The organism is Streptomyces sp. NPDC051822 (genome assembly GCF_044452745.1).
Lineage (GTDB): Bacteria > Actinomycetota > Actinomycetes > Streptomycetales > Streptomycetaceae > Streptomyces.
In genome coordinates this window covers 94,364-119,857 of sequence record NZ_JBITBZ010000003.1, presented here as the reverse complement: position 1 = coordinate 119,857, position 25,494 = coordinate 94,364, and the positions used below count along the sequence as shown (strand labels likewise).

Here is a 25,494-nt window from a genome sequence, read left to right as displayed (position 1 = left end):
ACCTGCCGAAACTCGCCGCACGCCGAGGCCGCGGCCACCGCCGCGGGTGCAATCGTTACTCGCACGTAACATACCGACCGGTTACCACGGGTAAGAGACCGAGGTTACCGTCGGGTCACTTTCACTGCCCCCCATCACGCCCCAGCAGTGTCCCCAGTGAGGAGTGACCCGTGCGCACATCCCTGGCCCTCGCCGTCTCGGCCGCCCTCGTGGCCGGGACGGCCCTCGGGCTCGCCCCCGCCGCCCAGGCCGAAGAGACCGGCACGAGCACCGACACCGGCATCCGCTTCGTCGACATCGCCGGAGAGGGAGGCACCGTCCTCAAGGCGAACGTCGTCACCCCCGCCGGTGCCGGCGCCGCCGCCCGCCACCCCCTGATCGTGCTCCCCACCAGCTGGGCCATGCCCCAGATCGAGTACCTCGCCCAGGCCAAGCAGCTCGCCGACTCCGGTTACGTCGTGGTCAGTTACAACTCGCGCGGCTTCTGGCAGTCCGGCGGAGAGATCGAGACCGCGGGCCCCAAGGACATCGCCGACGCCTCGAAGGTCGTCGACTGGGCCCTCGCGAACACGCCGTCCGACCCCGATCACATAGGCATGGCGGGCGTCTCGTACGGGGCGGGGATCAGCCTCCTCGCCGCCGCCCACGACCCGCGCATCAAGGCGGTCGCCGCGCTCAGCGGCTGGGCCGACCTCATCGAGTCCATCTACAGCGGCCGCACCCAGCACCTCCAGGCCGCCGCCCTGCTCGGCGGCGCCGGATATCTGACGGGCCGGCCCGGACCCGAACTCAAGGAGATCCTGGGCGACTTCCTCTCGTCGAACCTCGACAAGGAGGACGAGATGATCGCCTGGGGCCGTACCCGCTCCCCCGCCGCCCACCTGGACCGGATCAACGCCAACGGCGCCGCGATCATGCTCGGCAACGCCTGGGGGGACACCATCTTCCCGCCCAACCAGTACGCGAGCTTCTACGAGAAGCTGACCGGCCCCAAGCGCCTGGAGTTCCGCCCGGGCGACCACGCCACCGCCGAGGCCACCGGCCTGTTCGGACTGCCCAACGACACCTGGACCAGCGCCCACCGCTGGTTCGACCACCACCTCAAGGGCGTCGACAACGGCATCGACCGCGAGCAGCCCGTCCAGCTCAAGTCCCGTTCGACCGGCGGCTACGAGGGCTACCCCGACTGGAAGTCCGTCCACGCGAACCAGCGCAAGTTCGACCTCGACGGTACGCAGCGGATCTGGGCGAACGTCGACTCCGGCGCCAACGGCGGCATCACCCTGCTCACCAACGCACTGGACCAGTTCCTCCGCACCCCTCCCCTGGTCTCCGTCCCCCTGCTGCCCCGCGCCTTCGCCGGCGTCTGGCAGTCGGTGCGGTACGACACCGCACAGCGGGTGCGCGGCACGGTGAAGGTGCACACCACCGTCACCCCCGCCGAGAGCAGCGGCACCCTCGTCGCGTACCTCTACGACGTGGGCCCGCTCGGCGTCGGCAAGCTGATCAGCAACGCCCCGTACACCTTCCACGACCGGACCCCGGGAACGCCCTTCCCCGTCGACCTGGAGCTGTTCTCCACGGCGTACGACGTACCGGCAGGGCACCGGCTCGCGCTGGTCGTCGACACCGTCGATCCGCTCTACATCGAGCACAACCCGACCGGCGCGCAGCTGACCTTCTCCTCCCCCGCGGCCGACCCGTCGTACGTGTCGGTACCGCTGCGGAAGGAGTGATCACCGGCTGCTGCCGGGCGGGTGCGGCTCCTCGCTCGCTACGGCTGTCCCGGCAGCAGCGTCTGTGGTTCGGCCGGAGCGACCTCCACGGCCTTGGTCTTCGGGTTGCGGCGCTCCTTGCGGGCCACCCAGGTGGCGAACCAGGAGAGGAGCATGCACATGCCGATGTAGATGGGTGAGATGACGAGCACGACCGGGATGAACGGCAGGTCGTAGTCGAGGTTCGACGCGATCAGCTTGCCCGCGTGCAGGAACTCCTCGTAGGTGATGAGGAACCCGAGCGACGTGTCCTTGAGGGCCACGACGAGCTGGCTGATGATGGCGGGCAGCATCGCGCGGACCGCCTGCGGCGTCAGGACGTAGGTCATGACCTGCGTCTTGCGCATGCCCAGCGCGTACGCGGCCTCGCCCTGGCCGCGTGCGACGGAGTGGATTCCGGTGCGGAAGACCTCCGCGAGCACGGAGCCGTTGTAGAGGGTCAGTCCGGCGACGAGCGCGGGCAGCGGCTGCACCTTGAGCGCCACGAAGATGAAGAAGATCATCACGAGGACCGGCATGGCGCGGAAGAACTCGACGATCAGGGTGGAGATCCAGCGCAGCACCCGGTGCTCGGAGAGACGCCCGGTGGCGAGGACCGCCCCGAGGGCGAGCGAGAGCACCGAGGCGTACGCGAAGGCCTTGAGGGTGTTGCCGAGGCCTTCGAGCAGCAGCTCCTGGATGCCCTCGTAGAGGAAGGGCGACCACTTGGTGGAGGTGAACTGGTCGGTGTCGAAGAGGAGATAGAGGAGCCAGCCGGCCAGGGCGAGGAGCACCACGGTCGACGCGAGGCCGTAGAGGAGGTGGCGCCGCCTGGCGTGCGGGCCGGGGATGTCGTAGAGGGCGGTGGACTCGGTCATCGGGCGACTCCCCAGCGCTTCTCCAGCACGTGGAAGAGGGCGCTGATGGTGAGGGTGATGATCAGGTATCCGACGGCGATCCAGACGAAGGTCCAGACGATGTTGTAACCGAGTTCGCTCAGCGTCTTGTAGGTGCCGAGGAGCTCGGTGACGCTGAACGCGCCCGCGATGGCCGAGTTCTTGGCGAGGGCGATCAGGGTGGAGCCGATCGGCGGGATGACCGTGCGGAAGGCCTGCGGCAGGACGACCGTGCCGAGGGTCTGGGTGAAGGTCATGCCGAGGCTTCGGGCGGCCTCGCCCTGGCCGCGCGGCACGGTGTTGATGCCGGAGCGGAGCACCTCGCAGACGAAGGCCGAGGTGTAGCACCCGAGGGCGAGGACCGCGAACAGCTGGAAGGGCAGCACGAGTCCGAACCGGGGCAGGCCCAGCATGACGGCGAAGAAGAGCAGGGTCAGCGGGGTGTTGCGCAGGACGGTGACCCAGACCGTGCCGAAGACCCGGAAGGAGCCGACGGGCGCGACGCGGAACGAGGCCATGAGGAAGCCGAGGACGAGGGCCAGCGCGGATGCGTAGACGGTGAGTTCGACGGTGCCGAGGAATCCCTTGCCGTAGAGCGAGAAGTTGTCGGTCAGGACGTCCATGCCAGTGACTCCATGTGGGGGCTCCTCCGGGTCAGCTCGCCGGGTAGCGGTCGATGGCGGGCGGCGGCGGTGCGGGGACCCCGGAGAGGCCGAGGGTGGCGTCGTACGCCTTCTTCCAGTCGCCGTTCTTCTCGTGGGCGGCGATGGCGTCGTCGAGGGCGAAGCGCAGCGCGTTGTCGCCGCGCGGGACGCCGATGCCGTACGGCTCCTTCGAGAACGGCTCCCCGACGACCTTGAGTTCGTCGGGGACCTTCGCGGCGTAGCCCATGAGGATCGTGTCGTCGGTGGTGACGGCGTCGACCTGGTAGGTCAGGAGGTTGTCCACGCAGGCCGAGTACGTGTCGTAGGCGACGAGTTCGGCCTGCGGGTAGTCCTTCTCGATCCGCTGGTACGGGGTGGAGCCGGCGGCCGAGCAGACGCGCTTGCCCGCCAGGTCCTGGGGGCCCTTGATGTGGTTCTCGTCCGTGCGGACCAGGAGGGACTGGCCGGCCTGGTAGTAGGGTCCGGCGAAGCCGACGAGCTTCTTGCGGTTGTCGTTGATGGTGTAGGTGCCGACGTAGTAGTCGATCTGGCCGTTCTGCAGGGCCGTCTCGCGGTTGGCCGAGGCGATCGTACGGAAGTCGATGCCGGCCGGGTCGAAGCCGAGGGAGGCCGCCATCATCTTCGCGATCTCGATGTCGAAGCCCGAGTAGCGGCCGGTGGCCGGGTCCTTCTCGCCCATGTAGGGCTGGTCCTCCTTGGCGCCGACGACGAGCCGGCCGCGCTTCTTCGCCCGGTTCCAGGTGGCGGAGTCGGGCAGGGTGAAGTCCGACTGGACCTGGTAGACGGGGAGTTGCTCGGGCTGGGGGCCCTTGACGGGCGGGCTGCCCTCCCTGCCGCAGCCGCCGAGCGCCGCCGTCACGGCGAGCAGCAGGGCGAGAGCGAGCGGGGTCCGGTGCGTGCGCTGCATGGTTCCCACCCCGCTCAGTGCTTGAGGATCTTGGAGAGGAAGTCCTTGGCGCGCTCGCTGCGCGGGGCGGTGAAGAAGTCCTCCGGGGCGCGGTCCTCGACGATCTTCCCGTCGGCCATGAAGACGACCCGGTTGGCGGCGGAGCGGGCGAAGCCCATCTCGTGCGTGACGACGACCATCGTCATACCCTCCTGGGCGAGTTGCTGCATGACCTCCAGGACCTCGTTGATCATCTCGGGATCGAGCGCCGAGGTCGGCTCGTCGAAGAGCAGCGCCTTGGGGTCCATGGCGAGGGCGCGGGCGATGGCCACGCGCTGCTGCTGGCCGCCGGAGAGCTGCGCCGGGTACTTGTCGGCGTGCGCGGCGAGTCCGACGCGTTCGAGGAGTTCGCGGGACCGCCGGTCGGCCTCGTCCTTCCTGCGCTTGCGGACCTTGAGCTGTGCGAGGGAGACGTTCGCGAGGACGGTCTTGTGCGCGAAGAGGTTGAACGACTGGAAGACCATGCCGACCTCGGCCCGCAGCCGGGCGAGCGCCTTGCCCTCCTCGGGGAGCGGCTGTCCGTCGATGAGGATCTCGCCCGACTCCACGCGCTCCAGGCGGTTGATCGCCCTGCAGAGGGTGGACTTGCCGGACCCGGACGGGCCGATGACGACGACCACCTCCCCCCGGCCGACGGTGAGATCGATGGACTGGAGGACGTGCAACGTGCCGTAGTGCTTGTTGACGCCACGCAGTTCGATCAGCGGATCGACGACGGCCATACGCTGCCCTGCCCCATTTCTCAGCGGTGTCGAGTCAACGCAAACTATCCACCGGGAAAGGGACTTCACGGCTGACACGCATGAAAACGGGAAAAACCGTATTTGCTGCGGAAGGGTGGCACGGCTGTACGACAGATGGCGGGGGCGCGCTTCCAATTCCGGGCGGGGGCGGGCTCAGTACTCGGCGGCCTCCGCGTACACCTGGGACAGCTCGGGCGACCCCGTCATCGCCCAGTCGAGACCCGCCCCGACGACATGGATCTCCCGGCCGGAGGCGAGCCGCACGACCGGTCCGCCGCTCGGCAGCACCTGCCAGCGGGCGCCCCGCACGTTCCGGACGATCACCGTGCCGAGGTAGAGCCCGGCGTCGTTCCCGACCCAGGGCAGCTCCTCCGGATCGTCGCGCCAGCGCGGCGGCAGCTGGTCCAGCTCCTGGAGGGAACGCGGGGTGTCGTCGAGCGACACCCCGGTGTCCGCGACCCGGGCGCGCAGCAGCTCGCACTCGGCGAGCAGTTCCCCCACTCCCTCCGGGTCGCGGTCGAAGGCCGCGGCCAGCGAGGCACCGGGAGAGGGGGGCTCATGCCGCTTGCGCCATTGGTCCAGAAACGGGATGTTCATCTGAACAGCCTCGCACCGTCACCTCGGGGTCGACCACCCGGCGCGCGGAGATCATCCCGCCGCCGGGCCGGGCCGGCAACCGGCCCGAGAGCCCCGGATGGTCCGGAAGACACCCCTTAGACGTCCAGGTCGACGACGACGGGCGCGTGGTCCGACGCGCCCTTGCCCTTGCGCTCCTCACGGTCCACATAGCTGTCGGTGACCGCCTCGGCGAACGGCTTGTTGCCGTAGACCAGGTCGATGCGCATGCCCTTGTTCTTCGGGAAGCAGAGCTGGCGGTAGTCCCAGTACGTGTAGGGGTGGTCGTACTTGAGGGGGCGCGGGACCACGTCGGTCAGACCGGCCTCGCGCAGGCCGGCGAGGGCGGCCCGCTCCGGCTCCGTCACGTGCGTGGCGCCCTCGAACAGGGCGATGTCCCAGACGTCGTCGTCGGTCGGGGCGATGTTGTAGTCGCCGAGGACGGCGAAGGGCCTGTCCGCCGCCGCGTCGTCCCCGACGGCCGCCTTGAGCGCCTCCAGCCAGCGCAGCTTGTACGCGTAGTGGTCGTGGGCCACCTCCCGGCCGTTCGGCACGTACACCGACCAGACGCGGACCGGGCCGCAGGTCGCCGAGATCGCCCGGGGCTCCTCGACCCCTTCGTACTCGGGACCGCCGGGGAGGCCCGTGACCACGTCCGCGAGGCCGACGCGGGAGACCAGCGCCACGCCGTTCCACCGGCCCGTGGCGTTGACCACGGACTCGTATCCGAGGGCGCGCAGCTCCTCGGTGGGGAACTGCTCGGCGGTGCACTTGGTCTCCTGGATGCACAGCACGTCCGTGCCGCTGCTCTCCAGCCAGGCCAGGAGCCGGGGCAGCCGGGCGGTGATCGAATTGACGTTCCAGGTGGCGATGCGCATGCCCGCAAGCCTACGTGCGGGGTCCGACAACCGACGCCTCACCGGGCAGGGACGGCTCGTCGACGAGCGCTCACAGCTCGGTGGAGGCGCCGGGGGCGAGCCTGTCGTGGTCGGTGCCGCCGAGGGCGCCGATCTGGCGGTCGTAGATGGGCCGGGCGAGATCGGTGAGCAGGGCGTCGTGGATGTCGTAGGCCCGGCGCGGCTTCACCTCGCGGACGTAGTCGATGACCTCGGAGATCTTGTTCCAGGGGGCCATGACGGGCAGCAGCAGCGTGTCCACGGGCCGGTCGGGGACGGTGAGCGCGTCGCCGGGGTGGAAGACGGTGCCGCCGACGAGGAAGCCGACGTTGGTGACGCGCGGGATGTCCGGGTGGATCACCGCGTGCAGCTCGCCGTACACCTGGACGTCGAACCCGGCCGCCGAGAAGGCGTCGCCGTGACCGACGGTGTGCACCCTCCCGGGGAAGGCCGCCGACAGCTGACCGGCGACGCTGCGCAGCGTCCAGACCTCGGCGGCCGGGTTGGCGTCGAGGGCCGCGCGCAGGCGGCCCTCGTCGAAGTGGTCGGGGTGCTCGTGCGTGACGAGGAGGGCGTCGGCCCCGAGGACCGCGTCCTCCTCGGTGAACCCTCCCGGGTCCAGCACGAGCGTCCGTCCGTCCTTCTCCAGCCGCACGCACGCGTGGGACTTCTTCGTCAGCTTCACGCCGCCAGGTTACGCCGGGGGCGTCGTCTCCTCCTCGACGACGCGGGCCACGACCCGCAGCGCGGTCTCCGCCGCGGGGAAGCCGCAGTACACGCCCGCGTGGAGCACGATCTCGCGCAGTTCCTCGGGCGACAGGCCGTTGCGGAGGGCGGCGCGGGTGTGGTCGGCGAGGGCCTCCCGGTGGCCGCCGGCGATGAGGGCCGTCAGGGTGACGACGCTGCGGGTGCGCCGGTCGAGGCCCGGACGGCTCCAGACCTCGCCCCACGCGTAGCGGGTGACCAGCTCCTGGAAGCCTCCGTCGGGGTCGTCGGCGAGGGCCTGGTCGACATGGGCGTCGCCGAGGACCTCCCGGCGCAGCCCGAGCCCCCGCTCGTACGGGTCGGGGCGGCCGGCCTCCGCGGGCTCGGCGGCGGGGGCGGGCACGGCCAGGGGGACCGCGGACACCGGCAGGGGCGGCACGGTCAGCGTGCCGCTGGTCTCCGGGGCGGTGCCCGCGAAGTGCTCGGTGAGCAGGTCGGTGACGGCGGCGGGCTGCTCGACGGGGGCGAGGTGCGAGGCACCGGGGACGACGGCGAGGCGGGCGTCCGCGATGCCCGCGACCAGGGTGCGGGCCTCGGCGGGTCCTGTGACCTGGTCCTCGGAACCGACGAGGACGAGCGCGGGGACGCCGATACGGCCCAGGGCCTCACGCACGTCGAAGACGGCGAGGGCCTCGCACGCGGCGACGTAGCAGCCGGGATCGGTCGTACGGACCATCTGGACGGCCCAGTCGACGATGGCGGGCTGCGCGCCGGCGAAGAGCGGGGTGAACCACTGCTCGGGGGCGGTACGGGCCATGGGTTCGAGGCCGTTGGTGCGGACGATGACACCGCGCTGCCGGAACTCGTCGGCGCTGCCGAACCGGGGCGAGGTGGCGACGAGGGCGAGGGAGGCGACCCGGTGCGGGGCCCGCAGGGCGAGGTCCAGGCCGACGGCGCCGGCGAGCGAGCAGCCGGCGTAGCCGAAGCGCTGGACGCCGATCTCGTCGAGGGTGGCGAGCAGCCGGTCGCCGAGCTCGGCGACGGAACCGAACGGCTGGGCGGGCGCGCCGCCGTGCCCGGGGAGGTCGAAGCGCACGACCTTCCAGTCCCGGGTGAGCTCGGGTATCTGCCGGTCCCACATGTGCCATGTGGTGCCGAGGGACGGCCCCATGACCAGGACCGGGGCCTCGTCCGGCCCGTCTACGCGGTATTGCAGGGTGTTCGTCGATGTCTCACTCACCCGCCAGACCCTCTCATCTCCCACGGCTCCCCCCATAGCCGGGGGCCCGGCTGCGTGAAGCTGCCCCCATAGCCGTGCCTATGCCGCATGAATCGGAGAAGGACCCGGGCCCCCTGTTCGACCTCACGCCGGAATCTCGGCGGCCCCATCGCCGGCGGCGCCGACTCCGCGCCGATCACCGGCCCCGTGGCCGGCCACCATCGCCCCTGCCACTCCCGCCCGACCGAGGTCGGTCCGGGCGCCCGCGTTCCCGAGCCGGCCTTCACCGACTTTCTGCGAGCTCTTTCAACAGCCTTGTCCCACAGGACAGTTGATGCCAGTGTTCCCGGTCCGACGCAGACTCCCCACAGGAGGCGTGCAGTGCGCAAGGCGAGACGACTTCTCCTCAGACTCGGCGCCATGGCGAGCTCGGCACTCACCGTCGCAGGGATCGGCCTCATCGCGGCCGCCCCCGCCTCGGCCGTCGACCACTCCTACGAACTTCCCTACCCGGCGGGTGAGTCCTACCTCGTCACCCAGGGCCCCGAGGGCACGTACTCGCACACCGGCCCGTACAACGAGTACGCCTGGGACTTCGCACTGCCCGCGAACTACGAGGTCTCCGCCGCGCAGGGCGGCACGGTCCTCGTCTCGGACTGGTCGCCGTACTGGCAGAACGGGATCGAGGTGATCATCCGCCACTCGAACGGCCAGTGCACCCACTACGCGCACCTCAACCGGGCGATCCACAACACGGGCGACTGGGTCCCGCAGGGCCGGATCATCGGCTGGTCGGGGGCCACCGGGGCGGCGAACGGCGCGCACCTCCACTTCCAGGTCATCAACCGCAACACCCGCGTCGGCATCCCGGCCACGCTTCAGGGCTGGACGCCGCCCACCGGATCGCGGCCGGTGAGCGTCAACACGCGCGCCTGACCGCGCACGTCCGCCACTCCCGACGGCGCGCCGTGCGCCGTCGGGAGTGGCGGGGGCGGCAAAGGCGCGGCACGCAGAAGCGGAACGGCCGTTCCCAGGTCGACAGCGCGTACGACAGGTGGACGCGTCGCCTCGGCGGCGTCGGGGACCTGACGCGCGGCCGTCGGCGTGCTCGCACGAGCCGCCGCGGCATTCGCCCTACGCTGCGTCTTTCCGGGAACCCCTCCGAAAGCGCGGATGGTCTTGCTTGCCGTAACCGTCATCGCGGGCATCCTGTTCACCTGGTGCGTCCTCTCACGGCGGCTCGCGCTCTGGAGCATCACCGCACCGGTCGCCATGATGGTGGCGGGCATCGCCCTCACCAGTGGCTCCGACCCGCCGCTCGTCTTCGACTTCGGCGACATGGCCGGCTTCGAGCACGCCGTGGAGGTCGTCCTCGCCCTGCTGCTCTTCGTCGACGCGACCGAGGTTCCGGCAGGAGTCATCCGGCGCGAGAGGCGGGTCATCGCCCGCCTGTTGGGGGCCGCGCTGCCGATGACCCTGGGCGCCGCCTTCCTGACCGCGCTCGTCTTCTTCCCCGATCAGCCCGGATGGGTCCTCGCGGCCCTGGCGACCGTCGTCGTCCCCCTCGACCTGGCGCCCACCGCGGCCGTCGTGAAGGACAGGCGCATCCCGGCACGCCTCCGGGACGTACTCGTCGTCGAGGGCGGCCTGAGCGACGGCATCGTCTCACCGCTGTTCCTGCTCTGCGTCGCCGCCGCCGCCGAGACCCACACGGCGGGCGCGGATTACGCCGCGGCCCTCCTCCACGCCGTCGGAGCGGCGGTCCTGGCCGTCGGAGCCGGATCACTGATCGGCTACGTGAGCGGATGGCTGCTGTGCCGGTCCTGGGAGAGGGGCTGGACGCTCCCTGTGGCGACCAGGCTCGCGGTGCTGAGCGTGCCCATCGCCGCGTACTCGCTGTCCGGGGCCATGGGCGGCAACGGCTTCGTCGCCTCCTTCGTCGCCGGTGTCTGCATCGCTCCGGCGTTGCGGCGTGTCCCGGCGGGCACCGTCACGATGACGGACGACCTGGTGACCTTGCTGACGCTCGCCCTCTGGTTCCTCTTCGGCCAGTTGGTCAACGACGAGTTCTGGGACGGCTTCCACCTGTCCGTCATCCTCTACGCTCTGCTCGCCGTCACCCTGGTGCGCCTGGTGCCCGTCACGCTCGCCCTGATCGGTACGGACCTGCCCCTGTCCGACGCCCTGTTCCTCGGGTGGATGGGGCCGCGAGGAGTGACCTCGGTGGTCTTCGGCCTGCTCGCCGCGCTCGAGCTGCCCGCCACCGGCGGAGGCGACTTCATCTCCCGGGTGATGGTGATCACCGTCATGGTCAGCATCGTGCTGCACGGCTTGAGCACCGAGCCCCTCGGCCGCCTCTACGCCCGCCGCCGGAACGGCTCGCCGGAACCTCGGGGCGCGGAGTGAGACGCGGCGGACCGGAACGCACACCCGGTCCGCCGCCCGCCGCGACGACGCGTCACACCACGGCGAGCCGGTCCACCAGCAGCTCGGCTCGCCGCTCGGCGTCCCCCTTGGGCAACCGGCCCGCCCGGGTGAGGGTGGCCAGCCCGTGCAGGGCCGCCCAGAACACCTCGGTGAACAGGCCCGGATGGACCCCCTCCCCCGCGACCTCGGCGAGCGTCTCGAGGAGGGCGGCGAAGCCGTCCTTCAAGGGCTCCGGAGTGTCCTCGTCCGCGAACGCCAGACCGCCGTCGAGCTGGAACATGGCGTCGTAGACCGCCGGGTTGCGCTCGGCGAAGTCGAGATAGGCGCGGGCGAGGGCGCTGACCCGGGCGCGCGGGTCGCCCGCGGCAGGGGCCGCTGCGGCGGTCGCGGCGGACGTGGCGGCGGACGTCGCGGCCCGTAGTGCCACGGCCAGCTCGGCGGCGCCTTCCAGGGCGACGGCGCCGATGATCTCGCGCTTGCCGCGGAAGTGACTGTAGAGGACGGGCTGGCTGTACTCGATGCGCTCGGCGAGCCGGCGGGTGGTGACCGCGTCCCAGCCCTGCTGCTCGGCGAGTTCGCGGGCCGTCGCCACGATGAGGCGCTCGCGGACAGCCCTTTCGCGCTCCTTGCGTTCTTGTACCGACATGATTCGATCCTAGCACCGCTAGACAACCAAGCGGCAGTAGTACTAGCGTTGCCCCATCATCTAGCAACACTAGATTCAAGGAGTGGCCGCCATGCTCGACGCACTTGAGATCGTCACCACCGTGATCGTCGGCCTGATGGTGGGGGTGGAGTTCTCCGTCGCCTTCGTCATCAACCCGATCGTCAGCGCCCTCCCCGACGACAGCAGCCAGCTCGCCCGAAGCCACGGCGGCCGGATGCTCGGCGCCGTCATGCCGTTCTGGTACATCGGCTCGCTCGTCCTCGTCGCGGTCTGGGCCGTCGCCGGATGGGACCAGGACGGCGCCGGACTCCTCGTCACCGCCGGCGCGCTGCTGATCCTCAGCGTGGTCATGTCGCTCCTGCTGCTCGTCCCGATCAACAACCGGAACAAGACGTGGACCCCCGAGAACCGGCCGGAGGACTGGAAGGAGCAGCTGAACCGCTGGGACCGCTTCCACTACGTCCGCGTCGCCGTCATCATCGCCGCCTTCACCCTGCTGGTCACCGCCCTCGCCTGAGCCCGGGGGCGAGGCGTCGGCTCCAGCGGGGGCCGGTCACCGACCTGCCTCCTGGTGCGGTCAGAGATCCGCCGCCCCCGAAGGGCTCGCCGCTCGCGCGTCGATGAGCTCGTCCCAGTGCTCCCGCGTCCACGCGCAGGCGGCGTCCAGCGGGCCCAGCAGACCCAGGCCGAGCGGGGTCAGGGCGTACTCGACACGCCGCTCCGTGCCCTCGAACTCCTCCCGTACGACGAAACCGTCCCGCTTCAGCCCGCGCACGGACTGGGTCAGCGACTTCGCCGCGACACCGCGCAGCGGGACTTTGAGCTCCGAAAACCGGCGGGGACCGTCCTGCAGGCATCGCGGGATCAGCGCGGCCCACTTGTCGCCCACGCGGAACGGCACCAGCGGGGACGGGCAGACGGGGTCGAACGTCTCGGGATCCAGAGCGGCCCGTCCGGCCTGCGGCTTCGTCACGATCCTCGCCGTAAGGCGGTATCCGATCGGAAACCAGCCCTCGGCCCACGCTCCGGCCATGGAAGCGAAGAGCAGCAGAATCATCGCCTTCGGGGCCGACGGCCGGGTCGGCCGGGCGACCGTGGCGGAGGGCCGGCGGCGGGGCCACGAGGTCACCACGGCCTCGCGGAGCGACGGTGACGTGACCGATCCTGCGGCCGTGGCGCGGCTCGCGGCCGGGCACGACGCGGCGATCGTCGCCGTGTGCGAGCCCGGGGCAGCCCCCGGCGAGTTCTTCCCCGCCGTCGCCCGCGCCCTCGCGGAGGGGCTACCGGCCGCCGGGGTGAAGCGGCTGGTGTCGGTGGGGCCGGCATCCGTACCGCCCACCGCGTCCGGTGACTTGCTGATGGACGCCCCCGGATGTCCGCAGGAGTGGCGGGAGTTATACGTCGGCCACGGTGCCGGCACCGCGGCGCTGCGGGCGAGCGCGCCGGAGGCACTGGACTGGGCGGTACTGAGCCCGGCAGGGGACTTCGACCCGGTGGGCGAGCCCTCGGGCGGATACGTGCGCGCTCCGTCGGCCGCCGGAAGCCGGATCACGCACGAGGACTTCGCCCGCGCGCTGCTGGACGAGGCCGAAGCCCCGACCCTGCACCGGACCCATGCGGGAGTGTCCGCCGCATGAACGACACGGTCCACGACAATCCGAACCCCCGGATCGCCGACCACATCCGCCGCTTCGAGGAGACCGGTGGCCACCCCCGCCCCGGAACGGCCGACCTGCTTCCGACCACCCGGGGCCGCAGGTCCGGCCCCCTGCGCCCCACGGCGCCGGCACACGTCCGGGACGGGGAGGCGTACGTCCTGACGGCGTCCGGCACGGGCGCGGACCGCCACCCGGCCTGGTACCTGACCCTGCCGGCCTCCCCCGCGGTCACCCTCCAGGTCGGCGCGGCCACCCTCACCGCGACGGCCCGGCCGGCCGCGGCGGCCGAGTCGGCGCGCCTGAGGCCGGCGGTGGTGGCCCCGATGCCCTCGTACGCGCACTATCGCACCACGACGGCCCGGGAGATCCCCCTGGTCCTGGTCACCCCGGTGGAGCGGGCGGGCTGACGGTCCACCCACCGGGTGCCCCGCTGTGGGGTCGCGAGGCCGTGAACGCCCGGTCGGCCCGGTCGCCCGCGCGAGGCGCGACCGGCATACGCCTGACGCCACGCCGCCGGTCAGGCGGTTTCCGTCAAGGCCGTGCGCGCCGCGGCGAGGATCTCCTCCGAGAGCGGGGAGCCCTTGGTCGCCCGGGACAGGACCAGGGCGCCGAACAGCGTGCAGAGGCGGGCGATGCCGTCCTGGTCTTCTCCGCCGAGGAAGGCGGCGAAATCGGCCACGCCCTCGGTGTAGACACGCCGGGCCTCGGCCCCTCCACCCTCGCGCGCGATGTCCGTCGCGAGCGCGGCGACCGGGCAGCCGTCCGCCGCGTCGTCGCGGTGTTCGACGGAGAGGTAGGCGTCGATCAGCGCCCGCTGGGCGGCCTCGCGCTGCCCGCCGTACCGAGCGAGGCCTGCGGTGTGGCCCCGGGTGAGCTCCTCGAACGCGTGGGCGGTGGCCTCGTCGACGAGCGCCTCCTTGGAGGCGAACTGCTTGTAGAAGGCGCCGTGGGTCAGGCCGGCCGCCTTCATCAGGTCGGCGACGCTCACCTGAGTGCCCTGCTCCCGGAACAGCCGCGAAGCGGTGTCCACCACCCGCCTGCGGTTCTCCTCCGCCTGCGCCTGCGATACGCGGCCCATGATCACCCTCCCATTTGGATGTCGACTGGCATCTATCGTAGACCCGTGTTTAGATTGGTTGCATAATCTAAATGTGCGGGCAGCTCGACGGCACCCGCCGAAGACCAGGAGCAGGCATGGATCTGAACAACGCGGTCGCGGTCGTCACCGGCGCCAACCGGGGCCTCGGGCGGCACCTGGCCGCCCAGCTCGCGGAGCGCGGCGCGAAGGTGTACGCGGCGGCCCGCCGCCCCGAGACGGTCGACGTGCCGGGCGTGACCCCCCTGCGGCTCGACGTGACGGACGAGGCATCGATACGTGCGGCCGCCCGCATCGCGTCGGATGCGACCCTGCTGATCAACAACGCGGGCATCTCCACCGGCGCGACGCTGATCGGCAGCGACACCGACGAGGTGCGCCGGGAGATGGAGACCAACTTCTTCGGCCCGCTCGCCGCGACCCGCGCCTTCGCCCCCGTCATCGAGGGCAACGGCGGCGGCGCCGTACTGAACGTCCTGTCCGTCCTGTCCTGGCTGCACCCGGCCGGCCTCGGCTCCTACGCCGCGTCCAAGGCCGCCGCCTGGGCGCTGACCGGTGCGACCCGCGACGAGCTGGCGCCGCGCGGCATCGCCGTCTCGGCGCTGCACGTCGGCTACATGGACACCGACATGGCCGCCGGCATCCCCGCCGACCAGAAGGTCTCCGCCTCCGACGTCGCGGCGCAGGCCCTGCGCGGCATCGAGACGGGCCTGCCCGAGATCGTCGCCGACGAACTCAGCCGTCAGGTCAAGCAGAGCCTGGCCGCCACGCCGCAGCCGAACGCCGCCTGAGGCTCCCCACCGCGAGGCCTCCGCCCTCAGACCGACGCGACGCCCTCAGACCGAGCCCTCAGGCCTCAGGTCTCCGAGCTTCCTGACGCAAGGACACCGGATGCGTTACACGACCTTCGGACACCGGACCGGACTGCGCGTGTCCGAGTACGCGCCCGGCACGGCGAACTTCGGTACCGGCCGGAGCGCCGGCGCCGAGCCGGAAGAGGCCCGCCGCATGTCCGACCGGTTCGCCGAGGCGGGCGGCACCCTCCTCGGCAGCGCGGACGGCTACCAGTTCGGGGAGGCGGAGGAGCTGACCGGAAAGCCGATCTCCGCTCCTGCACGGACTCGACGACCTGGTGAGCGCCGGCAAGATCCACCACGCCGCCTTGTCCGACTTCCCGCCTGGCGCGTCTCTCGCACGGTGACCCTCGCGGACCTGAAGAACTGGGCGCCGTCGTCGACACCGTCCTGGCCGTCGCCGAGGAGACCGGGCGTGGCGCCCGCCCAGGTGGTGGTCGCCTGGGTGCGCGAGCGCGCCGCCCGCTCGGTGGCCACGCTGGTCCCGATCATCGGCCCGCGCGACCTCGGCCGGCTCGACAGCCGCCTCGGCGCCCTCGACGTCCGGGTGACCGACGAGCAGTACACCCGCCCGGCCGAGGTCAGCGCGGTGCCGCTCGGCGCGCCCCACGAGGGGATCGCCGCCTCCTTGAACCACCTCCAGGGAGGCGTCGCCGACCGCGTCGCCGCCCCGGTCGTACCGGTGGCCCGAAGGGCGAAGGCGGCCGAGTGAGCGACAGCCTGCGCCACAGTCAACAGAACGCCACAAACTGTCTCGTACTGGGAGAAGCCCGGTACGAACGAAGACCCCGTCCTCCCGCGGACGGGGATCGGAACGGAGACGACGATGAAGGCTTTCCTGGTCGAGAAGTACGGCGGTCCGGCCGGGATGCGCGCCGCCGAGGTACCCGACCCGCGGGTCGGCGCCGAGGACGTCCTGGTCGAGATCCGGGCGGCGAGCGTCAACCCGCTGGACATCAAGCTCCGCGACGGGGCCTTCAAGTCGTTCCTGCCCTACCGTCTCCCGCTCGTCCTGGGCAACGACCTCGCAGGGAAGGTCGTCCGGGTCGGCCCGTCCGTCACCCGCTTCGCGGTGGGCGACGAGGTCTACGCCCGGCCGGACAAGGACCGCATCGGCACCTTCGCCGAACGCCTCGCCGTCCACCAGGACGATCTGGCCCCGAAGCCGGACAGCCTCACGATGACCGAGGCCGCGTCCCTCCCCCTGGTCGCCCTCACGGCATGGCAGGCACTGGTCGAACGGGCACGCGTACGGCCGGGCCAGAAGGTCCTCGTCCACGCGGGCGCAGGCGGCCTCGGCTCCGTCGCCGTGCAGCTGGCCAAGGCGCTGGGCGCGCACGTGGCCACCACAGCGAGCACCGCCAAGGCCGATCTGGTCAGGGAACTCGGCGCGGACGAGGTCATCGACTACCGCACCCAGGACTTCGAGACCGTCCTCGACGGCTACGACGTCGTCCTGGACAGCCTCGGCGGCGAGAACCTCGCCAAATCCCTGCGGATCCTCAAGCCCGGGGGCATGGCCATCAGCGTCGCGGGTCCGCCCGACGCCGCCTTCGCCCGCGAACTCGGCGCGAACCCGGTCCTCCGCCTGGCCATGAGTGCGCTGAGCTTCAGGACCCGGCGCAGCGCCAGGCGTCAGGGCGTGACGTACTCGTTCCTGTTCATGAAGGCCAGTGGCGACCAGCTGCGCGAGCTCACCCCCCTCATCGACGCCGGAAGGATCCGCCCTGTCGTCGACTGCGTCTTCCCGTTCGAGGAGACGCTCCAGGCGATGGATTACGTCGAGAAGGGGCGGGCCAAGGCCGGCAAGGTCGTCGTCGCGATGACGTGAGGACGGGAACGAACTCAGGCGCTGACCGTCGCCGACGAAGACGAGCCCGCACACCCCGACTGCCCCACTGCCCCACTGCCGCACCGCCCCACTCCCCCCGCACTCCTCTAGGACCCGGTCATGAGCACACCGTCCAGTTCCCGCACCCCCACCCCGACCTCGTACGCGAACACGCCGACCCGCTCCGTGTCCGTGCGCGGTGTGGACTTCGTCTACCGGGAGCTCGGCCCGGACGACGGCGTGCCACTGATCCTCCTCAACCACCTGTCCGCGGTCCTGGACAACTGGGACCCCCGCGTCGTCGACGGACTCGCCGCCCATCGCCGGGTGATCACCTACGACAACCGCGGCGTCGGCGCGTCCGGCGGCTCCACGCCCGACACCATCGAGGCGATGGCCCGCGACACGGTGCTGTTCGTCCGGGCCCTCGGGTACGACCGGGTCGACCTGCTCGGCCTGTCGATGGGCGGCTTCATCGCCCAGGTCATCGCGGCGCAGGAGCCCCAGCTCGTACGCAAGGTCATCCTCGCGGGCACGGGCCCCGCCGGAGGCCCCGGCATCGACAAGGTCACCCGGATCACCATCAAGGACATCCTCAGAGGCGTCGCGACCCGCAACGACCCGAAGCGGTACCTCTTCTTCCCCGACACCGCTGTGGGCCGCCGGGCGGCCCACGCCTTCCTGGACCGGCTGAAGGAGCGCACGGACGACCGCGACAAGGCCATCTCGGTCTCCTCGTTCCGCGCCCAGCTGAAGGCCATCCACCGCTGGGGCCTCCAGACGCCGACCGATCTGTCGCACATCCACCAACCGGTCCTGGTGGCCAACGGCGAGAGCGACCGGATGGTCCCGAGCGAGAACACCCTGGACCTGGCGGCCCGGCTGCCCCGGGGCGAGCTGGAGCCGCTCTATCCCGACGCCGGACACGGCGGGATCTTCCAGTACCACGACAGGTTCGTCGCGCGGGCGCTCGAATTCCTGGCGGCGTAGCGGTCGCGTCCGGCCGTCCGCCCACGGCCGGAAAACCCCCGGCCTGCACAGCAGCCGGGGCCCCGCGTCACGTTGCCCGTGATGTCCTGCCCCGCACGCTCGCTCTTGTCGCGCTGACCGCGGCGGGGCTCCTGGTCATCCGCTCCCAGGGGGTACGACGCCGCGGCCGGCGCTGAGTCTCCTCACGGTCGTTCAGGGTGTCGCGCCGTCGTTCAGGGGGTGTAGACAGTCGGGCGCGGCGGGGTGGGCATGCCGGCGCCGATGAAGAAGCTCGGGTGCGGGGGCTGGTTGTAGGCGGTGTTCTGCCAGGCGAGGGCGGTGCGGTACTGGGTGTCGTGGAGCAGGGTGGTGATCCTGGTGCCGCTCTGGTGGGGCGTCGAGTAGATCCGCAGGGCGCGGTTGTCGCTGGTCCGCCAGACGACCTCCTCGCGCCAGTCGCCGAGGATGTCGCCGGACAGGGCGGGGGTGGACTTGGTGGTGTTGTTGGAGGAGACACCGGAGCCGGTCAGCAGGCGGGTGTCACCGGAGGTGCCGTACTTGTCGATGCGGGTGCCGTCGAGGAGTTCGCGGACGGTGTCGCCGTCCCACCAGGACAGGAAGTTGATGCTGGACGGTTCCCGGCCGAGGGAGGCTCCGGTCGCCGAGCGCAGAGTGGTGTCGGAGGCGGACCAGGCCTCGGCGCCCGGGCTGCCGGCGTGGATGTCGGCGGCGACGCCCCGGCCGTTGTCCGCGCCCGAGGCGGTCTGCCACAGGACCTGTCCGGTGCGCGCGTCGGCCAGCCAGGAGCCGGGCTTGGTCTTGTCCTCGGAGACCTTGAAGTACTCCAGGCCGGCCCGGGACGGGTCGAGGTCGCCGACGTGGCCCGCGTCGCCGTGCCCGAGCCGGTTCGTCCAGAGGCCGGCGCCGTTGTCGTCGACGGTCATCGCGCCGTAGACGATCTCGTCCCTGCCGTCGGCGTCGACGTCCGCGATCGACAGACTGTGGTTGCCCTGGCCGTCATAACCCTTGCCGGTGTTGGTGGAGGAGTTGGTGTCGAAGGTCCAGCGGCGGGTGAACTGGCCGTTCCGCCAGTCCCAGGCGGCGACGACCGTACGGGTGTAGTAGCCGCGGGCCATGATCAGGGAGGGGCGGGCGCCGTCGAGGTAGGCGGTGCCGGCGAGGAAGCGGTCGACGCGGTTGCCGTAGGAGTCGCCCCAGGAGGACACGGTGCCGCGGGCGGGGACGTAGTCGACGATGCCCATGGCCTTGCCGGTCTGGCCGTTGAACATCGTCAGGTACTCGGGGCCGGCCAGGACGTATCCGCTGGAGTTGCGGTGGTCGGCAGAGGAGTCGCCGACGACCGTGCCCGTACCGTCCCGGGTGCCGTCGGCGGTCTTCATGGCGACCTCGGCCCGGCCGTCGCCGTCGTAGTCGTACACCTGGAACTGCGTGTAGTGGGCGCCGGAACGGATGTTGCGGCCGAGGTCGACGCGCCACAGCCGGGTGCCGTCGAGCCGTATGCCGTCGACGATCGTGTTGCCGGTGTAGCCGGACTGCGAGTTGTCCTTGGCGTTGGTCGGCTGCCACTTGAGGACCAGGTCGAGCCTGCCGTCGCCGTCGAGGTCGCCGGCGGAGGCGTCGTTGGCCTCGTAGGTGTAGGCCACGCCGTCCGGGGTCGTCCCGCCGGCGGGCGGCGAGATCGGCACGTCGAGGTACCCGGGGCGGAACTGGAGGGCGTGCTCGGAGGACGGCTGCTCCGTGCCGTTGACCACCGCTCGGACCGTGTAGTCGGCCGAGTCGGGGGCTCCGGCGTCGAAGTAGTTCGTGGAGGCCGTGACGGGTGTGGAGCTGAGTTTGACGGTGCCGCGGTAGACGTTGAACGCCACGTCGTTCGGATCGGTGGCGAGCCAGCGCCACGACACCAGGTTCCCGGTGCTGGTGTGCGTGCTGGTGAGGCCCCGGTCGAGTCGCTCCACCTGCCGTGCGGTGGCCGCGTGCGCGGTCTGCGGCAGTCCGGCGAGCGCGGAGAAGGCGAGGGCGGCGGCGGTCACGCCGCGCAGCAGCCTGCTCCTCGACCGGCTCCCCGCCCTGGGGGTGGTCCGCGGAGCCGAACCGTGGCTCCGGTGTGCGTCGGCCATGAGGACCTCCGTGGCATGGGGGTGCCCTGACGCGGCTTCTCGCAGGGCCTGGGTGCTCAAGGGGCGTGGGAACGCTCCCACAGCTGCGAGCGTAGGAACCCGCTGACGTCAGGTCAAGAAGTGTGCTGCGCTTCTCTGTTCGTTCGTGTTGGAATCCGTGACCGCATCCCTGACCGGATCCGTGGCTTCCTCGCTCCCCCGCGCGACATCCCGCAGGTCGTAGGAGCGAGCGGGCCTGGTGTCGAAGTCCGTCCGGACGGAGAGCCTGCCGGGAAGGCGGCGCCATGGCCGCCTCGCAGAGAGACGGCCCGCCGCGTCGACTCCGCGGGCTCTACAGGGGCTGGTGGGGCCAGTTCAGGAGGCGGGCGCCGATGACGGCCGTCTGGAGGGTGTAGCGCTGGACCGGGTCGGCGGGGTCCGCGCCGGTCAGGCGGTGGATGCGGTCGAGGCGGTACGTCATGGCCCGCACGCTGAGGCTGAGGCGGCGGGCCGCCTGGGCGGTGACGCAGCCCGCGTCGAAGTACGCGGTGAGGGTGTCGAGGAGGGGGCGCGCGCCGCCGCGGGCGCCCTGGAGCGGGCCGAGCACCGTCCGGACGAGTTCGGCCATGGCCTGCCGGTCGCGGGTGAGCACGGGGTAGACGAGGAGGTCGGCGGCGTACAGGACCGGCTCGTCCAGGCCCATGCGGGCGGCCAGGTCGAGGGCGTTGAGGGCCTCCTCGTAGGAGTGGACGACGCCGCCCGCGCCCGGGTGGGGGCGGCCGACGGCGACCCGGCCGCCGTCGGTCGCGGCGTACGCCTGCTTGGCGAAGTGGGCGAGCACGTCGGGCTCGTCCGCGGGCGCGACGCAGATCAGCCGGCCGTCCTTGGTGGTGAGCAGGATGCGGCGGTCGCCGAAGCGGGCGACGAGGGAGGACTCGACGGTACGGGTGACCGCGTAGCCGTCGCTGTACGGCTCCGGTCCCTGGGCGACGGCCACGGCGTGCGCGTGGGACAGCAGCAGCCCGAAGCGTTCGGCGCGCTCCGCGAGGCGCCCGAGATCGCTCCGCCCGTACAGCAGGTCGTCGATGAACTCCCGCCGCGCCGCCTCCTCCTGACGTACCGCCAGGTGCTGCGCCCGCTCGTGGCCCTCGGCGAACGCGTCGACGGCCTGCTCGACGGCGCTCAGGAGATGGTCGGCGGCGGTCGGCGGCAGGCCGGGACGCACCCGCTGCGCCGCGGCGAGGTGGGCCCGCACGAGGGACCGCAGCCCGACACCGGCCTCGGCGGCCCGCTCCCCGCACGAGCGCAGGGTCTCGCGTTCCTCCCGGGTCAGCCTGCGCCGGGTCGCGCACACGCTCTCCAGGATCTCGGCGTAACCCTCCAGATACTCCTCGCCCGGCTCCCTGTCCGTCACGGCCCCTCCCCTGTTCCTGACGCGTCGCTGACGACTTCTTGACGCGCGGGGACCAAGACTGGCACGCCCTTCGTCGGGGTCGGCACCCGGCATCGGGAAACCGTCGAAGACTGCCTGGATGCGGCAGCGCCGGCGACACGTCCCTGCTGCAGGATGGAACGTACGGGGGCGCGTGTACGGGCCGCTGCCGGAACACGGAAACCGCGAGGGGCCCGGGACGGACGTCCGACGCATGAAGGCGGCGAGCACTGAAGCCCCGCGGTGTCGCGAGCGAAGCACCCGGTGACGTGCGGTGCGTCGCGTCACCCGGGCGGCTCCGCCGGGAAGCCCGTCGGGAATGTCCTTCGTAGGGTGACGGACATGCAGTCGGCGGCCGGCCTCGTGAAGGCAGTCTCAGCCTGCGAGCGCGCCGGCTCCGGGCTTCCCCAGGGAGAACAGCATGTCCCTCGCAGACCCCGCCCGTACCCCCGACGTGATCGACATCATGATCGTCGGTGACTCGATCAGCCAGGGCAGCAGCGGTGACTGGACGTGGCGCTACCGCTTCTGGAAGCACCTGCGTGAGCACGAGGTGAGTCTCGGCCTCGTCGGTCCGAAGAACACGCTCGACAGCGTCCGCACCGCCGAGGCCGGCGAAGGCGACGGCGACGGCGACGGCGACCTGACGTACGCCGACCCGGAGTTCGACCCCTGCCACGACGCCCAGTGGGGTCGCCCCTATCTCTCCGAGAAGGACGAGATCGAGGCCAAGGTGCGGAAGTACCGGCCCGACTACCTGCTGGTGCTCCTCGGCATCAACGACCTGTTCTGGTACGGCGTCGAGCCGCCCGTCTTCGAGGAGAACCTCCGCGAGTTCATCGCCAACTCGCGACGGGCCCGCCCGGACCTGCGGTTCGTGCTCGGCACCCTCCTGCAGTGCCGGAAGGCCGTCGACGAGGCCGACTTCGGTGCCAGGGTCGCCGCCACCAACGACCGGATCCGAGCCGTCGCCAAGGACCTCGGCAGTCCCTCCTCCCCCGTCGTGGTGGCCGAGACGGCGGCGGAGTTCGTCGCCGCCGAGCACACCTGGGACGGCACCCACCCCAACGCCCACGGTGAACTGCGCATCGCCGCGGCCTTCGCCGACGCCCTCGCCTCCCGCTTCGCCGTCGGCGCCCCCTACCCCCGGCCGTACCCCGACGTCCCGCCGCTCACCGCCGAGGGCGAGGGCTAGGCCGAGGCCGAGGCGGGCATCGGCTGACACCCGGCACGCAGACATCCGTCACTGGCCGACGGCGAGCACAACGACATGGTCGGGGTGACGCTGGGGATGTTCGGCGCCATCTACGGGATCATCCTCGCCTTCGTCATCGTCACCCTCTGGACGCAGCTGGAGCACACCCAGGCGGTCGTCGCGACCGAGGCCACGGACACGGCTCTCATCGTCCGTGACGCCGCCGTCTTCCCGCCGCAGGTCCGCGCCGACCTCGACGCCGCCCTCGGCGACTACGTCCCCGCCCCGTACCAGGAAGGGCCGCTCGCCCGGTACTGGGGACCGTGAGCCAGCACGGCTCGCGCACCGCGCCGGCCGGGCCGGGGGCGCTCGGACTCCGGTGGCCGCCGGCCCGCGGCCTGATCACGTGGTCATCCCAGCGGGGGCCAGGTCAGGACGGCTTCGTTCTGGCTGGTGAACTTGGACAGGGGCGCGAACCGGAAGTACAGGTCGCGCATGGTGGCGGGGACCAGGCCCTCCAGCTGCTCCGTCTCGCTGAGCGCGCGGGCCGCGGCGACCAGTGCCTCGGTCCTCGGCCTGCGCTCGTCCTCGTAGCCGCGCAGGGCCGAGGCCGGGTCCTTCGCCCGCTCGATGTGCGCGGCGAGGACGACGGCGTCCTCGATGGCGAGCGCCGCGCCCTGGCCGAGGCTCACGAGCATCGGGTGCGCCGCGTCACCGAGGAGGGTCATGCGTCCGGTGCCCCAGCGCTGGAGGAAGGGGCGGTCCTGGGCGGTGATCCGGACGATCGTCTCCTCGGGGGTGGCCCGGATCACCTCCTGGATCTCGTCGGCCCAGCCGGCGAAATGGCGGGCGATCTCCGCCTTGCCGGAACGCCCGCCGCCGGAAGCCCCGGCCGCGCCGGAAGCCCCCGATGACCCGTACGCCCCCGACGCCCCGGCGGGGACGTTCTTCGTGCCCCACCAGTACGCGCGGCCGTGGCCGATGTCGGCGAGGCCGAACCGCCGGCCCCGCCCCCAGTAGTGCGCGGCGTAGCCCTTGGTCAGCCGTGGATGCGTGAAGGGCACGGTCGCCAGCCAGCACTCGTAGTTGCCGGGCCGCGGCTCGTCGGCGCCCGCCACCTGCCTGCGGAGCGCCGAGTTGAAGCCGTCCGCGCCGATCAGGACGTCGCCCGAGGCCGTCCGCCCGTCCTCGAACGTCACCTCGACGCCGTCGTCGCCGCTGACGAACCCTGCGGCGGCGGCGCCCAGTTCGATGGTCAGGTCGTCTCCGAGCGCGTCGAGCAGCGCCTGCTGGAGATCGGCCCGGTGGACGGCGTAGTTGGACGCGCCGAGCCGGTCCGCGAGTTCACGGAACGGGAGCGCCCTGATCAGCCCGCCGCGCCGGGTGAGGAACTTCAGCTCGTCGAAGATCTCGGCACGCTTGTCGAGGCTCGGGGCGATGTCGATGCCCCGCGTGCGCAGCGCCAGGATCGCGTTGGACATCAGGGAGACCGCCGTCGTCCCCGGGCGCAGCTCGGGAGCCCGCTCGAAGACCCGGACCTCGACGCCGGCCCGGCGCAGCGTGGCCGCGGCCGCGAGCCCGCCGATCCCCGCACCGACGACGAGGGCCTTGCGTGTGGAGTGCTGCGTCATTTCCCGCTCCTATCGGCTGGCCGCCGGTCAAGGCGGCCGGCCAGCGCTTCTGCGACTCTCTGGGCGACGACGTGCCGTGCGGGGGCGTGCGGGCCGGGTCAGCCGGCCTTGGGCTTGCGGGCGCGGAGGATGACGTCGAACCGGCCGGGGTACTGGCGGTCCAGCGGTTCGAAACCCGCCTCGGTGTACCACTGCTCGAATTCCCGCGGCGTGTAGACGCGGCCCTCGGGCGACGCGATCGTGTGGACGTACGCCGACATGAAGGCGGCGTGGGCGGGACCGGTCTCGTCGTCGTCCTGGGCACAGGCGACGATCACCAGATGACCGCCCGGCTCCAGCGCGCGATAGGTCTTCTCGAAGAGGCTGCGGACCTGTTCGGGGGACCAGATCTCGAGGAAGCGGGAATACACGACGCAGTCGTGGGACGAGGTGGGGAACTCGTCCTGCATGATGTCGGTTCCGATCGCGCGGACCCGATCGGAAAGGCCGGCCTCGGCGATCCGGTCGTTCGCCATCTTCGCCACGTTCGGCAGTTCCAGGATGGTCGCCTCGAGCTCCGGCCATCGCTGGGCGAAACTGATGGCGTTGGTTCCGGTGCCACCGCCGACGTCCAGTACGCGACGGTAGGACGAGAAGTCGACGGCATTGACGAAGTCCTCGACCACCGAACGGCTCTGGTGCTCCATCATTGCGGTGAAGACCTTTTCCAGGTTCTCGTCCTCGGCGAGGAGTTCGTAGAGTGTGGTCGCCGAGGATCCGGCGAGCAGCTCGCGATGCAGACCCAGGTTCTCGTTGTTCACCAGCGATTCGTAGAGCCAGCCCATCGGCCGGTACAACATCTCGTGGGTGTAGCGAATGATGACGGGCATGAACGCACCCGGATCGCCCGCCAGCAGATCGGTCGCGGGGGTGTTGTGATATCCCTCGCCGTCCTTGCGTACGAGCTCGAACGCGGTGCAGCCGAGCAGCAGTACGTGTCCCGCGCGCTTTTCCAGTCCTAACGCGCCGGATATCTCGTCGATGGTGACGCCCGGCCGCTCCTTGAGGAGGGTGAACAATTCCAGGCGTTGCGCGGCGTGCAGGAACGGGAACCGGAAGCTGGTGTACACCAGTTTCCAGAGTTCGTCCGTGGCGGCCGCCGAAGGTTCGGTCATGGTGGTCCCTTCACGATACGGAAG

General features: G+C 71.4%; 27 protein-coding genes. 12 read left to right on the top strand and 15 right to left on the bottom strand.

Going from position 1 to position 25,494, the window contains the following annotated elements; translation table 11 throughout:
• Positions 1–170: 170 nt before the first annotated feature.
• Positions 171–1,736, top strand: a complete 1,566-nt coding sequence (locus tag ACIA8N_RS11015) for an alpha/beta fold hydrolase (RefSeq protein ID WP_365779997.1) — start codon at positions 171–173, stop codon at positions 1,734–1,736.
• A 38-nt stretch (positions 1,737–1,774) separates the two neighbouring features.
• Here ACIA8N_RS11015 and ACIA8N_RS11010 read toward each other — a convergent pair whose 3' ends face one another.
• From ACIA8N_RS11010 to ACIA8N_RS10975, 8 genes are all read right to left on the bottom strand, one after another.
• Entirely contained in the window at positions 1,775–2,632 is an 858-nt protein-coding gene (locus ACIA8N_RS11010) for an amino acid ABC transporter permease (protein WP_365779995.1), read from the bottom strand.
• Positions 2,629–3,273 (bottom strand): amino acid ABC transporter permease, encoded by a 645-nt coding sequence (locus ACIA8N_RS11005; protein WP_365779993.1) that lies wholly within the window; start codon positions 3,271–3,273, stop codon positions 2,629–2,631. Before ACIA8N_RS11005 ends, ACIA8N_RS11010 begins: the two co-directional genes overlap by 4 nt.
• 31 nt (positions 3,274–3,304) lie before the next feature.
• Positions 3,305–4,222 carry a glutamate ABC transporter substrate-binding protein gene (locus ACIA8N_RS11000; RefSeq protein ID WP_365779991.1) on the bottom strand — a complete coding sequence of 306 codons (918 nt, stop codon included), beginning with the start codon at positions 4,220–4,222 and terminating at the stop codon, positions 3,305–3,307.
• Positions 4,223–4,236: 14 nt separating this feature from the next.
• Complete coding sequence (locus tag ACIA8N_RS10995; RefSeq protein ID WP_365779989.1) at positions 4,237–4,983, bottom strand: amino acid ABC transporter ATP-binding protein; 747 nt, start codon at positions 4,981–4,983, stop codon at positions 4,237–4,239.
• A gap of 174 nt (positions 4,984–5,157) precedes the next feature.
• Positions 5,158–5,601 carry a DUF6278 family protein gene (locus tag ACIA8N_RS10990; protein WP_365779987.1) on the bottom strand — a complete coding sequence of 148 codons (444 nt, stop codon included), beginning with the start codon at positions 5,599–5,601 and terminating at the stop codon, positions 5,158–5,160.
• 116 nt (positions 5,602–5,717) lie between these two features.
• The gene (locus ACIA8N_RS10985; protein WP_365779985.1) at positions 5,718–6,497 is read right to left on the bottom strand and encodes an exodeoxyribonuclease III; all 780 of its coding nucleotides are present in this window, start codon (positions 6,495–6,497) and stop codon (positions 5,718–5,720) included.
• Positions 6,498–6,567: 70 nt separating this feature from the next.
• Positions 6,568–7,200, bottom strand: coding sequence for an MBL fold metallo-hydrolase (locus tag ACIA8N_RS10980; protein WP_365779983.1), 633 nt, complete (start codon positions 7,198–7,200; stop codon positions 6,568–6,570).
• A gap of 9 nt (positions 7,201–7,209) precedes the next feature.
• Positions 7,210–8,460 (bottom strand): alpha/beta fold hydrolase, encoded by a 1,251-nt coding sequence (locus tag ACIA8N_RS10975; RefSeq protein WP_365779981.1) that lies wholly within the window; start codon positions 8,458–8,460, stop codon positions 7,210–7,212.
• Positions 8,461–8,859: 399 nt separating this feature from the next.
• Here ACIA8N_RS10975 and ACIA8N_RS10970 point away from each other — a divergent pair, with 399 nt between their 5' ends.
• Positions 8,860–9,375 carry a M23 family metallopeptidase gene (locus ACIA8N_RS10970; RefSeq protein WP_365779979.1) on the top strand — a complete coding sequence of 172 codons (516 nt, stop codon included), beginning with the start codon at positions 8,860–8,862 and terminating at the stop codon, positions 9,373–9,375.
• A 243-nt stretch (positions 9,376–9,618) separates the two neighbouring features.
• On the top strand, positions 9,619–10,845 hold the full coding sequence (locus ACIA8N_RS10965; RefSeq protein ID WP_365779977.1) for a cation:proton antiporter: 1,227 nt from the start codon (positions 9,619–9,621) through the stop codon (positions 10,843–10,845).
• A 52-nt stretch (positions 10,846–10,897) separates the two neighbouring features.
• On the opposite strand, the gene ACIA8N_RS10960 is transcribed toward ACIA8N_RS10965, so the two are convergent.
• On the bottom strand, positions 10,898–11,512 hold the full coding sequence (locus tag ACIA8N_RS10960) for a TetR/AcrR family transcriptional regulator (RefSeq protein ID WP_365779975.1): 615 nt from the start codon (positions 11,510–11,512) through the stop codon (positions 10,898–10,900).
• Positions 11,513–11,603: 91 nt separating this feature from the next.
• On the opposite strand from ACIA8N_RS10960, the gene ACIA8N_RS10955 reads away from it, so the two are divergent.
• On the top strand, positions 11,604–12,050 hold the full coding sequence (locus tag ACIA8N_RS10955) for a DUF1772 domain-containing protein (RefSeq protein WP_030211252.1): 447 nt from the start codon (positions 11,604–11,606) through the stop codon (positions 12,048–12,050).
• 60 nt (positions 12,051–12,110) lie between these two features.
• On the opposite strand, the gene ACIA8N_RS10950 is transcribed toward ACIA8N_RS10955, so the two are convergent.
• A complete protein-coding gene (locus tag ACIA8N_RS10950; RefSeq protein ID WP_365779973.1) occupies positions 12,111–12,506 on the bottom strand; it encodes a helix-turn-helix domain-containing protein in 396 nt (131 codons plus the stop codon).
• Positions 12,507–12,564: 58 nt separating this feature from the next.
• Between ACIA8N_RS10950 and ACIA8N_RS10945 the strand changes: the two genes are divergently transcribed.
• Positions 12,565–13,170 (top strand): NAD(P)H-binding protein, encoded by a 606-nt coding sequence (locus ACIA8N_RS10945; RefSeq protein ID WP_365779971.1) that lies wholly within the window; start codon positions 12,565–12,567, stop codon positions 13,168–13,170.
• Positions 13,167–13,598, top strand: a complete 432-nt coding sequence (locus tag ACIA8N_RS10940) for a nitroreductase/quinone reductase family protein (protein WP_365779969.1) — start codon at positions 13,167–13,169, stop codon at positions 13,596–13,598. Before ACIA8N_RS10945 ends, ACIA8N_RS10940 begins: the two co-directional genes overlap by 4 nt.
• Before the next feature lie 110 nt (positions 13,599–13,708).
• On the opposite strand, the gene ACIA8N_RS10935 is transcribed toward ACIA8N_RS10940, so the two are convergent.
• A complete protein-coding gene (locus ACIA8N_RS10935; protein WP_365779967.1) occupies positions 13,709–14,269 on the bottom strand; it encodes a TetR family transcriptional regulator in 561 nt (186 codons plus the stop codon).
• A 116-nt stretch (positions 14,270–14,385) separates the two neighbouring features.
• On the opposite strand from ACIA8N_RS10935, the gene ACIA8N_RS10930 reads away from it, so the two are divergent.
• The 4 genes from ACIA8N_RS10930 to ACIA8N_RS10915 all read left to right on the top strand — a co-directional run bounded on the left by ACIA8N_RS10930 (position 14,386) and on the right by ACIA8N_RS10915 (position 17,962).
• A complete protein-coding gene (locus ACIA8N_RS10930; protein WP_365779965.1) occupies positions 14,386–15,078 on the top strand; it encodes an SDR family oxidoreductase in 693 nt (230 codons plus the stop codon).
• 100 nt (positions 15,079–15,178) lie between these two features.
• Positions 15,179–15,853 carry a hypothetical protein gene (locus ACIA8N_RS10925; protein WP_365779963.1) on the top strand — a complete coding sequence of 225 codons (675 nt, stop codon included), beginning with the start codon at positions 15,179–15,181 and terminating at the stop codon, positions 15,851–15,853.
• Between the two features lie 114 nt (positions 15,854–15,967).
• Positions 15,968–16,972 carry an NADP-dependent oxidoreductase gene (locus ACIA8N_RS10920; protein ID WP_365779961.1) on the top strand — a complete coding sequence of 335 codons (1,005 nt, stop codon included), beginning with the start codon at positions 15,968–15,970 and terminating at the stop codon, positions 16,970–16,972.
• A 120-nt stretch (positions 16,973–17,092) separates the two neighbouring features.
• Complete coding sequence (locus tag ACIA8N_RS10915; protein WP_365779959.1) at positions 17,093–17,962, top strand: alpha/beta hydrolase; 870 nt, start codon at positions 17,093–17,095, stop codon at positions 17,960–17,962.
• Between the two features lie 212 nt (positions 17,963–18,174).
• Here the strand turns inward: ACIA8N_RS10915 and ACIA8N_RS10910 are convergent, their stop codons facing one another.
• Positions 18,175–20,079 (bottom strand): rhamnogalacturonan lyase, encoded by a 1,905-nt coding sequence (locus tag ACIA8N_RS10910; RefSeq protein WP_365779957.1) that lies wholly within the window; start codon positions 20,077–20,079, stop codon positions 18,175–18,177.
• A 331-nt stretch (positions 20,080–20,410) separates the two neighbouring features.
• Complete coding sequence (locus ACIA8N_RS10905) at positions 20,411–21,472, bottom strand: helix-turn-helix domain-containing protein (protein WP_365779955.1); 1,062 nt, start codon at positions 21,470–21,472, stop codon at positions 20,411–20,413.
• Positions 21,473–21,911: 439 nt separating this feature from the next.
• Between ACIA8N_RS10905 and ACIA8N_RS10900 the strand changes: the two genes are divergently transcribed.
• Both ACIA8N_RS10900 and ACIA8N_RS10895 read left to right on the top strand, forming a co-directional pair.
• A complete protein-coding gene (locus ACIA8N_RS10900) occupies positions 21,912–22,685 on the top strand; it encodes a GDSL-type esterase/lipase family protein (protein ID WP_365779953.1) in 774 nt (257 codons plus the stop codon).
• A gap of 75 nt (positions 22,686–22,760) precedes the next feature.
• Positions 22,761–23,012 (top strand): hypothetical protein, encoded by a 252-nt coding sequence (locus ACIA8N_RS10895; RefSeq protein ID WP_365779951.1) that lies wholly within the window; start codon positions 22,761–22,763, stop codon positions 23,010–23,012.
• A gap of 83 nt (positions 23,013–23,095) precedes the next feature.
• Here the strand turns inward: ACIA8N_RS10895 and ACIA8N_RS10890 are convergent, their stop codons facing one another.
• Both ACIA8N_RS10890 and ACIA8N_RS10885 read right to left on the bottom strand, forming a co-directional pair.
• Positions 23,096–24,316: an FAD-dependent monooxygenase gene (locus ACIA8N_RS10890; protein WP_365779949.1), complete on the bottom strand. Its 1,221-nt coding sequence runs from the start codon at positions 24,314–24,316 to the stop codon at positions 23,096–23,098.
• A 98-nt stretch (positions 24,317–24,414) separates the two neighbouring features.
• Positions 24,415–25,470 carry a methyltransferase gene (locus ACIA8N_RS10885; RefSeq protein WP_365779947.1) on the bottom strand — a complete coding sequence of 352 codons (1,056 nt, stop codon included), beginning with the start codon at positions 25,468–25,470 and terminating at the stop codon, positions 24,415–24,417.
• Between the last annotated feature and the right edge of the window lie 24 nt (positions 25,471–25,494).